The organism is Ignatzschineria larvae DSM 13226 (assembly GCF_038500265.1).
GTDB lineage: Bacteria > Pseudomonadota > Gammaproteobacteria > Cardiobacteriales > Wohlfahrtiimonadaceae > Ignatzschineria > Ignatzschineria larvae.
Genome location: NZ_CP150637.1, coordinates 255,061 through 269,089 on the forward strand (window position 1 = coordinate 255,061; position 14,029 = coordinate 269,089).

The window sequence follows — 14,029 nt, forward strand, 5'->3', positions numbered from 1 at the left end:
AACAATGAAAAAAAGAGATGCAAGATACAGAAGAAGCCTTAAGGCTCGTATCAAAATGAGAGAGTTAAAGGTTGATCGTTTAACTGTTCATAGAACTCCAAGACATATCTATGCGCAAATTATTAGTGGCGTTGAGAACAAGGTTTTAGTTGCAAGTTCAACCTTACTTGCTGATGTTAAATCACAAGTTAAAGGCACTGGTAATGTTGATGCAGCAATTGCTGTGGGTAAAGATATTGCAGCAAAAGCGCAAGCAGCTGGTATCAAAAATGTTGCTTTTGATCGTTCTGGGTTTAAGTATCATGGCCGCGTTAAAGCTCTAGCAGATGCAGCTAGAGAAGCTGGATTAGAGTTTTAATAAGGAAGGAAATAGATGACTACAAAAGTTGAAAATCAAAATGTAGCTGTAGCAAGTGATGGCTATCAAGAGAAACTTGTAACTGTTAATCGAGTTTCTAAAACAGTAAAAGGTGGTAGACAATTTTCTTTTGCTGCTCTAACTGTTGTTGGTGATGGTAATGGTAAAGTAGGTTACGGATATGCGAAAGCAAAAGAAGTGCCTGTTGCTATCAAGAAATCAATTGAACAAGCAAAAAGAAATATTAAAAATGTTTCACTTAATGGTGGTACATTGCAATATTCTGTAACTGGTACACATAATGCGGCTCGTGTTTACATGCAACCAGCATCAGAAGGTACAGGGGTAATTGCCGGTGGTGCGATGCGTGCAGTATTTGAAGTTGCAGGTGTAAAAGATGTACTTGCAAAATGTCAAAACTCTCGTAATCCTGTGAACGTTGTTCAAGCAACAATCAAAGGATTAAGCGCGATGTTAACACCTGAAGAGATTGCCGCTAAACGTGGTAAAACTGTCGAAGAGATCAGAGGGTAAGTTATGACGCAGAAAACGATTAAAGTCACTCTTGTAAAGAGCACTAATAGTCGCTTACAATCACATCGTGATTGTGTTAGAGGCTTAGGTTTAAGACGTCTTCATCATACAGTTGAGGTGTTAAATACACCTGAAAATATGGGGATGATTAACAAAGTAGCTTACTTGCTTAAAGTAGAACAGTAGGGATTGGTATAACAATGAAATTAAATACATTAAAACCTGCATTTGGAAGTAAGACTAATAGACGCCGTGTAGGTCGTGGTTGTGGTTCTGGCCTCGGCAAAACAGCAGGTCGCGGTCATAAAGGTCAACATTCTAGATCAGGTGGATATCACAAAGTTGGGTTTGAGGGAGGTCAACAACCTCTACAAAGAAGATTGCCAAAAGTGGGTTTTAACTCTAGAATTGGTCTTGTTACAGTTGAAGTGCCTTTATCAGCACTTAACAAAGTAGCGGGCAATGAAGTCACTTTTGCATCATTGATTGAAAGCAATCTAATCTCAGCAAAATATACTCGTGCTAAAGTTATGCTTTCAGGTGAAATTAATAAAGCAATCACTTTGAAAGGTATTAGTGTTACTAAAGGGGCAAAGGCTGCAATTGAAGCGGCTGGTGGCTCTGTCGAAGAGTAAGTATGCAAAAAAATCAAATAGGGGCTAATAACCTCGGACGTTTTTCGGGACTCTTGTCAAGACTATGGTTTTTAGTCTTGGCATTAGTTGTTTATAGAATTGGTGTCTATATTACATTGCCTGGTATTGATGCTGTAACATTATCACAAGTGATGGAGCAGCAAGGTCAGCAAGGTGGTATATCTGCAATGATTAATCTCTTCTCGGGTGGTGCATTCGAGAAAATGTCGGTCTTTATGTTAGGTGTTATGCCTTATATTACAGCATCGATTGTAATTCAATTGCTATCAGTGGTGTATTCACCATTAGAGCAGTTGAAGAAAGAAGGGGAAGCAGGTCGTCGTAAAATGACGCAGTACACTCGCTATATGACGATTGCATTTGGTTTAGTACAAGGGATTGTCTACTCCATTGCGATTATGAACGGTGGGTTTGTAAATGCTGAACTCGTTGTTATTCCGCCGGTTCTTTTTGTTTCTCTCTCTACTTTAACGCTTGTCACAGGAACAATGTTCTTGGTATGGCTAGGAGAGCAGATCACAGAAAGAGGGATTGGTAATGGTATTTCAATGATCATCTTTGCAAGTATCCTTATGGGTATTCCTTCGTCGGTTGCTTTCCTATTTGAAACTGCTACCACCCAAGGTGGTGCAATGTGGTTACTCCTTGTTGTGCTTTTCTTACTAGTTTTTGCTGTTATTTTTGCGATTGTCTTCATCGAAAGAGGGCAACGTAGAATTACAATTCAATATGCTAGACGCCAACAGGGTAGAATGATGTCTTTGGGGAACCAAACTAATCATTTGCCATTAAAACTCAATATGTCAGGTGTAATTCCTGCAATCTTCGGTTCGGCATTCCTATCTTTTGTTTATACAATTAGTACTGGTTTAAGCAAAATTAATGTGCCTGAATTGACTGACGCGGATACAGGGCTTTGGGGGAGCTTTAGCTATTATGTATCCTTGACACTTAATAAGCTCGGATTTTATGGAGTAAAATACTTCTTACCTGGACAACCTGCGTATATGATTTTATTCGCAGCGCTCATCATCTTCTTCTGTTTCTTCTATACGGCTCTTCAGTTTAATTCTAAAGAAACCGCAGAAAATCTTAAGAAAAATGGTGGATTTATTCCCGGGATTAGACCAGGCATTCATACATCGCAATATTTAGATAGAGTATTAACACGTATTACATTGTGGGGATCTCTCTATATTACGATTATCTGTTTATTGCCTGAACTATTTAACGGTATCAGTCCTGTGCAGATGTATTTCGGTGGTACTTCTATTCTGATCGCAGTCGTTGTGGTTATGGATTTAGTAACACAAATTCAAGCATTGTTAATGTCTCAACAGTATGAGTCTTTAATGAAAAAAGCCAACATTAGTTCAGCATTGAATGGTACCCCACCAAACTTTTAATAAAATTAATTGGAGTAAAATAAATGAAAGTAAGAGCGTCAGTTAAGAAAATATGCCGCAAGTGTAAGATTGTAAAACGCAGTGGTGTTGTGAGAGTTATTTGCGAAGATGGTCGTCATAAGCAACGTCAAGGCTAATAATATTGTGTAAATTTTAATTATCAGGTAGAATGCTCTGCTTGATAGATATTTAGGATAGGTTTTATATGGCACGTATAGCAGGTATCAATATACCAGTACAAAAGCATGTGATTATTTCACTGCAATCTATTTATGGAGTTGGGCCAACTCGCGCTAAAGCAATTTGTGCAGCAGCAGATGTTGATCCTACAACTAAAGTTAAAGACTTAACAGATGCCCAAATCGATGCACTTCGTGCAAAGGTTGGTGAATATGTCGTAGAGGGAGACTTACGTCGTGAAGTTTCTTTAAGCATTAAGCGTTTGATGGATCTTGGTTGCTATAGAGGCATCCGCCATCGTCGTAGCTTACCTTTAAGAGGACAACGTACGAAAACTAATGCTCGTACGCGCAAAGGTCCTAGAAGACTAGTTAAATAATTTGTTAAGGAAATATTAAAAAATGGCAAAACCTTCAGTTAAAACGCGCAAGCGTGTTAGAAGAAGTGTTGTAGATGGCATCGCACATGTACAAGCATCTTTCAACAATACAATCGTGACTATTTCTGACCGTCAAGGAAACGTACTTTCATGGGCAACAGCCGGTGGATCAGGTTTTCGTGGGTCAAGAAAATCTACGCCTTTCGCAGCGCAAGTAGCGGCAGAAAGAGCGGGAACAGTTGCACAAGAATATGGTCTTAAAAATTTGGATGTTAATATCAGTGGTCCTGGCCCTGGTCGTGACTCTGCAGTAAGAGCTCTTAATGCGATTGGCTATAAAATCACTAGTATCTCTGATGTGACACCTATTCCTCACAATGGTTGTCGTCCGCCTAAAAAGCGCAGAGTGTAATTCAATTTTTAAGGAGTATTATTAGTCATGGCACGTTATATTGGCCCAAAATGTAAATTAGCAAGACGTGAAGGTACTGATCTTCACTTAAAATCTAGCGCACGTTCATTCGAATCGAAATGTCATCATGACAAAGCGCCTGGTCAGCACGGTGCAAAACCAGGTCGTACATCTGACTATGGTTTGCAGTTGCGTGAAAAACAAAAGCTTAAAAGAATTTATGGTTTATTAGAAAAACAATTCCATCTTTACTATAAAGAAGCAGATAGACGTAAAGGTTCAACAGGTGAAAATCTTCTTTCGATCCTTGAGAGCCGCTTAGATAACGTCGTTTATCGTATGGGATTTGCTTCAACACGTGCGGAAGCACGCCAGCTAGTAAGTCATAACTCAATCTTAGTGAATGGTGAAAAGGTTAATATTCCTTCTTACCAATTAAAACCAACGGATACAGTCTCTATTAGAGAGCGCTCTAAAAAGCAAGCACGTATTGCTTATGCTATGGAGCTTGCTGAAGCAAATGGTCTTGTTGACTGGGTTTCAGTTGATAAAACAAAAATGGAAGGCGAGTTTAAACGTGTTCCTGAGCGTTCGGATCTACCAGCAGATATTAACGAGTCATTAGTAGTTGAGCTGTACTCAAAATAATAAGCATATTGGTTTTATTTCGTTCCTTCTTATTATTTTAGATCAATCGGGTAAGTACATATGGCTTTAAATGAGTTGTTAACTCCACGTATTGTGGAGATCAAAACCGACGAAAATCATTTCTCTGAAATTTCGTTAGAACCTCTTGAGAGAGGGTTTGCGCATACACTCGGGAATGCACTTCGTCGTATTCTGCTATCTTCGATGCCAGGTGCAGCGATTACAGAATGTGAGATTGAGGGTGTTTCAAAAGAGTACTCTGCAATTCCAGGTATGCAAGAAGATGTTATTGATCTTCTGCAAAATCTCAAAGGTATTGCAATCATATTACATGATGCACCTGAAGCGTATATCACTTTAGAGAAGAAGAGTAAAGGTCCTGTTTTGGCAGGAGATTTGGAAGTTCCACATAATGTGGAAATTATCAATCCAGATCATGTCATTGCTAATTTAACTTCTAGTGGTTCGTTAAAAATGCGTCTGAAAGTAGAAAGTGGCAGAGGCTATAGCACTGCTGCTAACCGTGAAATCGAAGCTGGTGAGAGTGCATCTTCTACTTTAGGTTTATTTCGGTTAGATACTACTTTTAGTCCAGTAAATCGTGTAAGTTATCGCGTTGAGTCAGCTCGTGTTGAACAGCGTACCGACTTAGATAAATTAGTGATTGCACTTGAAACGAATGGCACTTTAGATCCAGAGCAAGCAATTCGTAATGCCGCAACGATTTTACATGAACAGTTGAGTGTTTTTGTAGACTTGAAAGCGATGCCTGAAGAAGAGCCTGTTCAAGAAGAGCCAGAGTTCGAGATTGATCCTACATTATTGAGACCTGTTGATGATTTAGAACTAACCGTTCGCTCTGCTAATTGCTTGAAAGCAGAGAGTGTATATTATATTGGTGATCTAATTCAGAAAACAGAAACAGAACTACTTAAAACACCTAATCTTGGTAAAAAATCATTAACAGAGATTAAAGATGTGTTGGCTCAATATGGTTTATCATTAGGTATGACGCTAGATAATTGGCCACCACCTAATTTAGATACGACAAAACCACCAGCATAATTTTAATTTATTGAATAGGAAGTATAACAATGCGTCATCGTAAAGCAGGTCGTGCATTTAGTCGCACTTCAGCACATAGAAAGGCTATGTTCAAAAATATGTCAGTATCTATTCTTGAACATGAAATCATCAAAACAACTGTGCCAAAAGCAAAAGAGCTTCGTGGTATCGTTGAACCTTTAATCACTTTAGCGAAAGTAGATACTGTTGCAAATCGCCGTAAAGCATTTGCAGCATTGAGATCTCGTGAAATGGTTCAAAAACTCTTCGAAGTTTATGGTCCTCTCTTCAAAGATCGTCAAGGTGGTTACCTTCGCATTATGAAGTGTGGTTTCCGTCCAGGAGACAATGCACCAATGGCATATATAGAGCTTGTAGATCGCCCAGCGAAAACTCAAGCTGATGCCAGCTAAACCCAATATTAATTATTAGCCGGTTATTTTATAGCCGGCTTTTTTATTGAATGGTCAAAATATGGATTTTTTCTTTTATCGAGACGCTCAAAATACGCCGAATGTTCCGCGTGTAGTGACATTAGGGGCTTTTGATGGTGTGCATTTGGGGCACCAAAAATTATTAGCAAGATTGAATGAACTCGCATTGCGTTATCCTGATGCAAAGCGGACATTGATCACATTTGAACCTTTACCTCATGAGTTTTTCTTGGGGGATAAGGCTCCAGGGCGAATTATGTCCTTAAAAGAGAAGTTAATTTTCTTAAAAGCGCATAATGCGGTTGATGAGGTCATTATCCTACCCTTTACACATGCTGTACGGGAATGGACGCCTACGCAATTTATTCAACATTTCTTGGTAGAAACATTAGGTGTTAAGGGGATTGTGGTTGGCGATGATTTTCGTTTTGGTATTAAAGCAACCGGTTCATATCAAGATCTTTTAGAGGCATCTCGTATCTATCCTTTTGAAGTAATCAAGGAGGATTATTACTATATTGGCGATACGCGTATTTCATCAACGCTTATCCGGTCAGCGTTAGCAGAGTCTAATTTTAATCAAGCGGCGCTCTATCTTGGCAGACCTTATACGATGATTAGTCGAGTTGTCTATGGTAATCAATTGGCAAGAACATTAGGAACTGCAACGATTAATTTACCTTTAAAACGTTTTAAACCACTCTTTACAGGTGTTTATAATGTTTATGCGACACTTTGTAAAACGGGCGAAAAGTTAAATGGAGTAGCTAATATTGGTTATAGACCAACAGTGAATGGCATTAAGCCCAATTTAGAAGTACACTTACATGATATTAACCGGAATCTATATGGCGCCGATGTGAGTGTACAATTTTTATCAAAAATTCGTGATGAGCGTCGTTTTGAGAGTTTAGAGGCGTTAAAAGCGCAGATTCTCGCAGATGCTCAAGTTTCAAAAGATTATTTCAATCTTCTAAAGTAGGATGTGAACGTGAGTAAAGTAAATAAGAGTGAAGAAAAAAATGATCACGTATATCGTGACACTTTAAACTTACCGGAAACAGATTTCCCGATGCGTGGGAACTTGCCAAAGCGTGAGCCTGAATTTATTGAGTATTGGGATCAGATTGATCTTTACCATAAACAGCGTGAACTCTTTGCTGGTAAACCTAAATTTATCCTGCATGATGGCCCTCCTTACGCAAATGGCGCTATTCATCTTGGACACGCAGTTAATAAAATCCTCAAAGATATTATTATTAAATCCCGTGGCCAATTGGGTTTTGATTCTCCTTATGTGACGGGGTGGGATTGCCATGGTTTACCGATTGAACTCGTAGTTGAGAAGAAATTTGGTAAAGTCGGTGATCAGCTAACCCCTGCACAATTCCGGGAAAAATGCCGGGAATTTGCAGGAACACAGATTGCAATTCAAGCAAAAGGCTTCAAGCGTTTAGGTGTTCTCTCTTATGAGGAGAAGCCTTATTTGACGATGAACCAAGATACTGAAGCGGATATTGTTTTAGCGCTCAAAGAGATTGTGAAAAAAGGTCACCTTGAAAAAGGGGCTCGTCCTGTACATTGGTGTCTAGATTGTGGTTCCTCATTAGCGGAAGCTGAAGTAGAGTATGCCGATAAGGTCTCTTATAGTATCGATGTTGCATTCCCTGTTGTGGACAGTGCGGATTTAGCGAAGCGCATTAATCATGCTGTATCAGATGATGTGGCCGTTGTAATTTGGACAACAACACCTTGGACATTACCGGGCAACGCTGCTGTTTCGGCAAATGCTGATTTTATCTATGCACTTATTCGTAAAGATGGCAAAGAATACCTTGTTGCCCGTGATTTAGTTGAAACGCTTGAAAAAAGTTGGGATTGCCAGTTAGAGATTTTGGCTGAATTTGAAGGAAAAGCGGTTGAGGGCATCGAGCTTCGTCATCCTATTGAAGATAAAAATGTGCCTGTCATCTTAGGCGATCACGTTACCTTAGATGCAGGTACTGGCTTTGTGCATACTGCGCCTGCACATGGTGAAGAAGACTATGCTGTAGCGCTTAAATATGGCATTGAGTTTGAAAATCCGGTCTTAGGGGATGGTACCTATATTCAGGCGGTCCCTCATTTTGGTGGTAAAAATATTCGCGGAATTGAGCCTGAGATGATTGCTTTCTTAACAGAGAAAGGCATCCTAATTCATAGCGGTAAAATTACCCATAGCTATGCTCATTGTTGGCGCCATAAAACACCGACAATCTATCGGGCAACCCCACAATGGTTTATCAGTATGGATAAACAGGGGCTTCGTCAAGAGGTTCTAGATCAAATTGATCAAGTACAATTTATCCCGACTTGGGGGAGAGAGCGCCTCTATGGCATGATCGAAGGTCGTGGTGATTGGTGTATTTCACGTCAACGTTACTGGGGCGTGCCTATTCCATTCTTCTTGCATAAAGAGAGTGGGGAACTTCATCCACGTACTGATGAATTGATGGAAAATGTTGCCGATCGTATTCGGGAGAAAGGTCTTGAGGCGTGGTTTGGCGCAGCGGTAGAAGATTATTTGCCTGCGGAAGAAGCCGTACACTATCAGAAAAATACAGATACATTAGATGTCTGGTTTGACTCAGGAACAACGCATTTTAGCGTATTAGCACGTCGTCCTGAATTAGCGTATCCTGCAGATCTCTATCTTGAAGGATCGGATCAGCATCGTGGTTGGTTCAATTCATCGATTATCACTTCTGTGGCAATTAATGGTGTTGCACCTTATAAAGCATTATTGACCCATGGTTTTACGGTCGATGCGAATGGTCGGAAGATGTCTAAATCACTCGGCAATGGTGTAGAGCCTGCAGATGTGATCGATAAGATGGGGGCAGATGTACTTCGCCTTTGGGTTTCATCGACAGATTATCGTGGAGAGATCCCTGTTTCTGATGAGATTTTGAAACGTACTTCTGAAACCTATCGCCGTATTCGTAATACGGTTCGCTTCTTGTTAGCGAATACCAATGAATTTGATTTAGCGACCAATGGTGTTTCATTTGATGAGATGTTACCGCTTGATCGTTGGATTGTAGCGAGAGCACTGCAAATTCAAGAAGAGATCAAAGAGGCTTATCTGGAGTATTCATTCCACAATGTCTATCAGAAATTACAATATTTCTGCTCAATTGATTTAGGTAGTTTCTATCTTGATATCATCAAAGATCGTCAATATACAGCCGCAAAAGAATCTTTAGCCCGTCGTTCGGCACAAACTGCACTCTATCATGTATTAGAGGCATTAGTTCGTTGGATGGCACCTATTTTGACCTTTACGGCAGAAGAAGTATGGCAAGCAATGCGTGATCGTGGTAATGCTCGTTTAGAATCTGTCTATTTAACGGAGTTTTATGATGGACTTGTATCGCTAGAAGAAGGTACACCATTCGATACCGCTTATTGGAATCGATTATTGGAAGTTCGTCGTGAAGCTGCGAAGCAGATCGAACAATTACGGACAGAAGGTAAAGTCGGTTCATCCTTACAAACAGGGATTACGGTCTACGCAGATGATGCACTCTTTGCGGATATCGCTCGTTTAGAAGATGAATTACGCTTTGTACTACTTTCATCTTATGCAGATCTTAAACCATTAGCTGAGCGGGAAGAATCACTACCTGTTCAAGAGCTAGAGGGTGCAAAATTTGCGGTTAAAGTGACGGCATTAGGCGATGAGTATCATAAGTGTGTCAGATGCTGGCATCATCGGGAAGAGGTTGGAAAACATCCTGAACATCCTGAATTATGTGATCGCTGCGTAGAAAATTTAAGTCCTGAAGGGGAAGATCGTCACTATGCATAGTCGTCGAAAAGCGTATGATGGCAAACAAGGGCGACCAGTGAATATGATTTTCTGGTCACTCTTTGTGGTTGTGGGTGTATTACTCGATATCGGTAGCAAGTATGCGGCCGAACATCTACTGCTCTATGGGCAGAGTGTACCCGTACTCCCTTTTCTCAATTGGACGCTTGTCTACAATCCTGGCGCTGCTTTTAGTTTTTTAGCGGATCAAGAAGGGTGGCAACGTTGGTTCTTTATTGGGATTACCACGTTAATTGCCATTATCCTTTTCTTCTGGATTCGCCGGACAAAGCCTCAGGAACACCTGCTTCGAATCGGTTTAGCTTCGGTATTAGTGGGGGCGATTGGGAATTTAATCGATCGTGTTACCTTAGGGCATGTGATCGATTTTATCCATGTCTATTATGGTCAGTATCATTTCCCCATTTTTAATGTGGCAGATATTTTTGTTACTGTAGGCGTTGGTTTTATTATTCTCTCTTCTATAACGGAGAAACGACGTAAAATCCAAGAAGACGAATAATGGTTTAAATGCCTGATCATTGAATTGAGTAGGCGATTACCGATTACAATAATGAATAAAGTGAATATTTAGGAATAATCCTCGCTGAGGTCTTATAATGGGGCTTAAGTTGAGGGTTATTTTTTATAGAATCAATTTTATAAAATCAGTAATATTGTCAGATTATCGTGTGGCAATTATTAGATATAGCATAGGGTAGAAAACATGGCTGATGATAATAAATCAATGCTAGAAACCATCTTAGATTACAATCGTGAATTTGTGGATTCTAAGGAGTATGACAATCTTTCAACGGATAAATATCCCAATAAAGAGCTCGCAATTTTAACCTGCATGGATGCGAGGATTGTGGAGCTTTTACCAAAAGCAATGGGGCTTAAAAATGGCGATGCAAAGGTGATCAAAAATGCCGGTGCATTAATTACTCATCCCTGGGGTGCAGTAATGCGTAGCCTATTAGTTGCAGCGCTTGAGTTTAATGTGAAAGAGATTATGGTCATCGGTCATACTGACTGTGGTATGCGAGGCTTTGATCCTGAACATCTCTTAGATAAAGCACGCCAATTTGGAATTACTGATGCAACCATTACCACGCTTCGAAATGCCGGTATTGATCTCGATGGTTGGTTGCGCGGCTTTGATAATGTAGCGGATAGTGTCCGTTTTACTGTTGATAAAATCCGGAATCATCCATTAATGCCAGGGCGTGTTGTTGTCCATGGTTTGGTGATTCATCCGACCACAGGGAAGTTACATACAGTGGTGAATGGCTATGTAGAACATACCAATCTGCTTGAAGAATTAGGGGAAAGAGAGATAGATGATCATGACTAAAAAGATATTTTTGGCGAACCCTCGGGGATTTTGTGCGGGTGTTGATCGGGCAATTACTATTGTAGAGCGAGCGCTTGAACTGTTTGGGGCTCCGATCTATGTGCGTCATGAAGTAGTGCATAATAAATATGTGGTTGATACGCTCAAAGCTGGAGGAGCTATTTTTGTGGATGAGCTTGATGAAGTGCCCGATGGTAAAATTGTGATATTTTCGGCTCATGGTGTTTCTAAAGCGGTACAAGAAGATGCTAAAAATCGTGGATTAGAAGTTTTTGATGCCACTTGTCCCTTGGTGACCAAAGTCCATTTAGAAGTAAGTCGTTTTGCCAAAGATGCGATGGATACAGTTTTAATCGGTCATGAAGGTCATCCTGAAGTGATCGGTACAATGGGGCAATTTGATACCCAATATGGTGGTACAATTCATCTGGTGGAAACTGTTGATGATGTCGCTCATTTAGTGGTTAAAGACCCACAAAAAGTAGCTTTTGTAACACAAACAACATTATCGCTCGATGATACTTCTCAAGTAATCGATGCGTTACGAGCCCGCTTTCCTGATATTCAAGGGCCTAAAAAGAGTGATATCTGCTATGCCACACAAAACAGACAAGATGCTGTAAAAGAATTGGCAAAAGTTGCTGATTTGATTTTGGTAGTAGGTTCTAAAAATAGCTCTAACTCTAATCGTTTGCGGGAATTGGCTGAAAAAGAGGGGACGGAAAGTTATCTTATTGATCGTGCGACGGATATTGATATGAAGTGGCTTGAGAATCATACATTAATCGGTGTCACTGCGGGGGCTTCAGCACCGGATATATTGGTGCGTGAAGTCATTGAGTATTTACAAAATGCTGGTTTTCAACTAGAGGGAAATATGCCGGGTATTGAGGAAGATATTGTATTTCCGCTTCCGAAATTACTTCGCCCATCAGAAGAGAAGCTGTAAGCATCAAAATGGAATAGATATAAGAGAGCCCATTTTCAATAAATGGGCTTCATTGTGTCTAGCTGTATTTAGTTGAGAGATCTATAGTAAATTTGGTTTAAGAAAAATGATTTTAAACAACACTTGCAAGATGCCGGATAGAATGGCTTCCTTACTTATTACAGTCGATGCGCCGGCATTTAAATAAGCTTATTTTGAACCGACATTACTATACTTGAGAAATCTCTCTTACAGAAAGAGTTTAAATGCCGGATTATCATTCTCGTCTGTAAACTCATAGCCAATCTCTTCTAAGAATTCATTGAAAGAGCCATCTATAATATTTTGCTCTGGCACCTGGATGCCTATGAGAACGCGGCCATAATCAGAGCCATGATTACGATAATGGAAGAGGCTAATATTCCAACGACCCGCTAAAGTTGCGAGAAATTGCATGAGTGCGCCCGGATGTTCGGGGAATTCAAAGCGGAAGAGTCGTTCATTTTCCACATCAGATTTACCTCCGACCATATGACGAATATGGAGTTTAGCGACTTCATTATCACTTAAATCAATCACTTCTAATTGATGATTTTGCAGATTTTCTAAAATCTGTGCTTTCTCTTCATCGCGGGCAGAGAGCTGTAAGCCGACAAAAATAACCGCTTCTTTGGGATCTGAATAGCGGTAATTAAATTCTGTAATGCTACGTTTGCCAATAAGATTGATGAAGTTGTGGAAGCTGCCAGGGATTTCAGGAATTTTGACAGCAATTAAAGCTTCATTTTTTTCCCCTAATTCTGCGCGTTCTGCCGCATGGCGTAAACGATCGAAATTAATATTGGCGCCACTTAAAATACCAGCAACATTTTTAAAGCCATGATCGGGGTGTTCATGAAGATATTTCTTCATGCCGGCAACACTAAGGGCTCCCGATGGTTCGCTTAAGGCTCTCGTATTATTGAAGATATCTTTCATCGCAGCACAAAGTTCATCTGTGGAAACGGTGACGATATCATCCACATATTTTTGACAGATCTCAAAGGTTTTTTCACCTACCAGTTTGACGGCCGTACCATCGGCAAAAGAGCCTACTTGTGTTAGTTTTACCCGTTGATTCTCTTGAAGTGAAACGAGCATTGAGGCAGACTCTTCTGGCTCTACTCCGATAATTTTACAATTAGGGGCAATAAATTTCACATACGCCGCAACGCCGGCAATTAATCCTCCGCCGCCGACAGGAATAAAGATGGCATCAAGATCGGGTTTCTGATCTAGAAGCTCTTTACCAATAGTTCCTTGTCCCGCAATGACAGCAAGATCATCAAAGGGATGGATAAATGTTTTACCCTCTTGTTCAGAGAGATAGCGCGCGTGTTCATAGGCTTCGTCGAAATTGTTACCATAGAGGATCACTTCAGCGCCCATCTCTTTACAGGCATTCACTTTGAGGGCTGGGGCAGATGTTGGCATTACAATGGTTGTTTTAAGCTTTAAGTGGCGACCACTTAAGGCAACACCTTGCGCATGATTGCCGGCAGATGCACAAATCACCCCTTTAGCTCTCTCTTCTTCGCTTAATTGGAAAATTCGGTTGAATGCACCTCTAATCTTAAAAGAGAAGATCGGTTGTAGATCTTCACGTTTGAGCCAAATATGGGTATGTAATTGTTGACTTAAAAGATGGAGGTAGTCTAGTTGGGTATTTTTAGCCACATCATAGACTCGGGCAGAGAGAATATCCCGGATTAATGCATTCATGGTAGAACCTTTATCTGATTGAAAAGTAGCTGAATCATTCGGTCAATCGAAGTGATTGAAT

The 14,029-nt window shown here is 40.3% G+C and carries 17 protein-coding genes; 16 read left to right on the top strand and 1 reads right to left on the bottom strand.

Annotated features, from left to right (window positions below; all coding sequences use genetic code 11):
• Window positions 1-4: 4 nt before the first annotated feature.
• From rplR to ispH, 16 genes are all read left to right on the top strand, one after another.
• A complete protein-coding gene (gene rplR, locus WMO13_RS01125) occupies window positions 5-358 on the top strand; it encodes a 50S ribosomal protein L18 (protein ID WP_026878345.1) in 354 nt (117 codons plus the stop codon).
• A 15-nt stretch (window positions 359-373) separates the two neighbouring features.
• Window positions 374-892 (top strand): 30S ribosomal protein S5, encoded by a 519-nt coding sequence (gene rpsE / locus WMO13_RS01130; protein WP_026878346.1) that lies wholly within the window; start codon window positions 374-376, stop codon window positions 890-892.
• A gap of 3 nt (window positions 893-895) precedes the next feature.
• Window positions 896-1,078, top strand: coding sequence for a 50S ribosomal protein L30 (gene rpmD, locus WMO13_RS01135; RefSeq protein WP_026878347.1), 183 nt, complete (start codon window positions 896-898; stop codon window positions 1,076-1,078).
• 14 nt (window positions 1,079-1,092) lie between these two features.
• Window positions 1,093-1,527, top strand: coding sequence for a 50S ribosomal protein L15 (rplO, locus tag WMO13_RS01140; RefSeq protein WP_026878348.1), 435 nt, complete (start codon window positions 1,093-1,095; stop codon window positions 1,525-1,527).
• 2 nt (window positions 1,528-1,529) lie between these two features.
• Window positions 1,530-2,954, top strand: coding sequence for a preprotein translocase subunit SecY (gene secY, locus WMO13_RS01145; RefSeq protein ID WP_026878349.1), 1,425 nt, complete (start codon window positions 1,530-1,532; stop codon window positions 2,952-2,954).
• Window positions 2,955-2,977: 23 nt separating this feature from the next.
• Window positions 2,978-3,091: a 50S ribosomal protein L36 gene (rpmJ, locus tag WMO13_RS01150; RefSeq protein ID WP_084331415.1), complete on the top strand. Its 114-nt coding sequence runs from the start codon at window positions 2,978-2,980 to the stop codon at window positions 3,089-3,091.
• A 68-nt stretch (window positions 3,092-3,159) separates the two neighbouring features.
• Entirely contained in the window at window positions 3,160-3,513 is a 354-nt protein-coding gene (gene rpsM, locus WMO13_RS01155; protein ID WP_026878350.1) for a 30S ribosomal protein S13, read from the top strand.
• Between the two features lie 22 nt (window positions 3,514-3,535).
• On the top strand, window positions 3,536-3,925 hold the full coding sequence (gene rpsK / locus WMO13_RS01160; RefSeq protein WP_026878351.1) for a 30S ribosomal protein S11: 390 nt from the start codon (window positions 3,536-3,538) through the stop codon (window positions 3,923-3,925).
• A gap of 27 nt (window positions 3,926-3,952) precedes the next feature.
• The gene (gene rpsD, locus WMO13_RS01165; RefSeq protein ID WP_026878352.1) at window positions 3,953-4,573 is read left to right on the top strand and encodes a 30S ribosomal protein S4; all 621 of its coding nucleotides are present in this window, start codon (window positions 3,953-3,955) and stop codon (window positions 4,571-4,573) included.
• Between the two features lie 60 nt (window positions 4,574-4,633).
• Entirely contained in the window at window positions 4,634-5,638 is a 1,005-nt protein-coding gene (locus WMO13_RS01170; protein WP_026878353.1) for a DNA-directed RNA polymerase subunit alpha, read from the top strand.
• 29 nt (window positions 5,639-5,667) lie between these two features.
• On the top strand, window positions 5,668-6,051 hold the full coding sequence (rplQ, locus tag WMO13_RS01175; RefSeq protein WP_026878354.1) for a 50S ribosomal protein L17: 384 nt from the start codon (window positions 5,668-5,670) through the stop codon (window positions 6,049-6,051).
• Window positions 6,052-6,112: 61 nt separating this feature from the next.
• Window positions 6,113-7,054, top strand: coding sequence for a bifunctional riboflavin kinase/FAD synthetase (gene ribF, locus WMO13_RS01180; RefSeq protein ID WP_026878355.1), 942 nt, complete (start codon window positions 6,113-6,115; stop codon window positions 7,052-7,054).
• Window positions 7,055-7,144: 90 nt separating this feature from the next.
• Window positions 7,145-9,922, top strand: coding sequence for an isoleucine--tRNA ligase (ileS, locus tag WMO13_RS01185; protein WP_245601142.1), 2,778 nt, complete (start codon window positions 7,145-7,147; stop codon window positions 9,920-9,922).
• A complete protein-coding gene (gene lspA, locus WMO13_RS01190; protein ID WP_026878357.1) occupies window positions 9,915-10,445 on the top strand; it encodes a signal peptidase II in 531 nt (176 codons plus the stop codon). The genes ileS and lspA overlap by 8 nt, the downstream gene beginning before the upstream one ends.
• A 204-nt stretch (window positions 10,446-10,649) precedes the next feature.
• On the top strand, window positions 10,650-11,279 hold the full coding sequence (locus tag WMO13_RS01195; RefSeq protein ID WP_026878358.1) for a beta-class carbonic anhydrase: 630 nt from the start codon (window positions 10,650-10,652) through the stop codon (window positions 11,277-11,279).
• The gene (ispH, locus tag WMO13_RS01200) at window positions 11,272-12,228 is read left to right on the top strand and encodes a 4-hydroxy-3-methylbut-2-enyl diphosphate reductase (protein ID WP_026878359.1); all 957 of its coding nucleotides are present in this window, start codon (window positions 11,272-11,274) and stop codon (window positions 12,226-12,228) included. The genes WMO13_RS01195 and ispH overlap by 8 nt, the downstream gene beginning before the upstream one ends.
• 228 nt (window positions 12,229-12,456) lie before the next feature.
• Here the strand turns inward: ispH and ilvA are convergent, their stop codons facing one another.
• Entirely contained in the window at window positions 12,457-13,968 is a 1,512-nt protein-coding gene (ilvA, locus tag WMO13_RS01205) for a threonine ammonia-lyase, biosynthetic (protein WP_026878360.1), read from the bottom strand.
• Window positions 13,969-14,029 lie beyond the last annotated feature (61 nt).

What these genes read in the sequence shown, in the direction of transcription:
- rplQ (WP_026878354.1), top strand. Translation starts at nt 5,668, where the DNA reads ATGCGTCATCGTAAAGCAGGTCGTGCATTTAGTCGCACTTCAGCACAT.
- lspA (WP_026878357.1), top strand. Translation starts at nt 9,915, where the DNA reads ATGCATAGTCGTCGAAAAGCGTATGATGGCAAACAAGGGCGACCAGTG.
- secY (WP_026878349.1), top strand. Translation starts at nt 1,530, where the DNA reads ATGCAAAAAAATCAAATAGGGGCTAATAACCTCGGACGTTTTTCGGGA.
- ribF (WP_026878355.1), top strand. Translation starts at nt 6,113, where the DNA reads ATGGATTTTTTCTTTTATCGAGACGCTCAAAATACGCCGAATGTTCCG.
- ispH (WP_026878359.1), top strand. Translation starts at nt 11,272, where the DNA reads ATGACTAAAAAGATATTTTTGGCGAACCCTCGGGGATTTTGTGCGGGT.
- rpmD (WP_026878347.1), top strand. Translation starts at nt 896, where the DNA reads ATGACGCAGAAAACGATTAAAGTCACTCTTGTAAAGAGCACTAATAGT.
- ileS (WP_245601142.1), top strand. Translation starts at nt 7,145, where the DNA reads ATGCGTGGGAACTTGCCAAAGCGTGAGCCTGAATTTATTGAGTATTGG.
- ilvA (WP_026878360.1), bottom strand. Translation starts at nt 13,968, where the DNA reads ATGAATGCATTAATCCGGGATATTCTCTCTGCCCGAGTCTATGATGTG.
- WMO13_RS01170 (WP_026878353.1), top strand. Translation starts at nt 4,634, where the DNA reads ATGGCTTTAAATGAGTTGTTAACTCCACGTATTGTGGAGATCAAAACC.
- WMO13_RS01195 (WP_026878358.1), top strand. Translation starts at nt 10,650, where the DNA reads ATGGCTGATGATAATAAATCAATGCTAGAAACCATCTTAGATTACAAT.
- rpmJ (WP_084331415.1), top strand. Translation starts at nt 2,978, where the DNA reads ATGAAAGTAAGAGCGTCAGTTAAGAAAATATGCCGCAAGTGTAAGATT.
- rpsK (WP_026878351.1), top strand. Translation starts at nt 3,536, where the DNA reads ATGGCAAAACCTTCAGTTAAAACGCGCAAGCGTGTTAGAAGAAGTGTT.
- rpsD (WP_026878352.1), top strand. Translation starts at nt 3,953, where the DNA reads ATGGCACGTTATATTGGCCCAAAATGTAAATTAGCAAGACGTGAAGGT.
- rplO (WP_026878348.1), top strand. Translation starts at nt 1,093, where the DNA reads ATGAAATTAAATACATTAAAACCTGCATTTGGAAGTAAGACTAATAGA.
- rplR (WP_026878345.1), top strand. Translation starts at nt 5, where the DNA reads ATGAAAAAAAGAGATGCAAGATACAGAAGAAGCCTTAAGGCTCGTATC.
- rpsE (WP_026878346.1), top strand. Translation starts at nt 374, where the DNA reads ATGACTACAAAAGTTGAAAATCAAAATGTAGCTGTAGCAAGTGATGGC.
- rpsM (WP_026878350.1), top strand. Translation starts at nt 3,160, where the DNA reads ATGGCACGTATAGCAGGTATCAATATACCAGTACAAAAGCATGTGATT.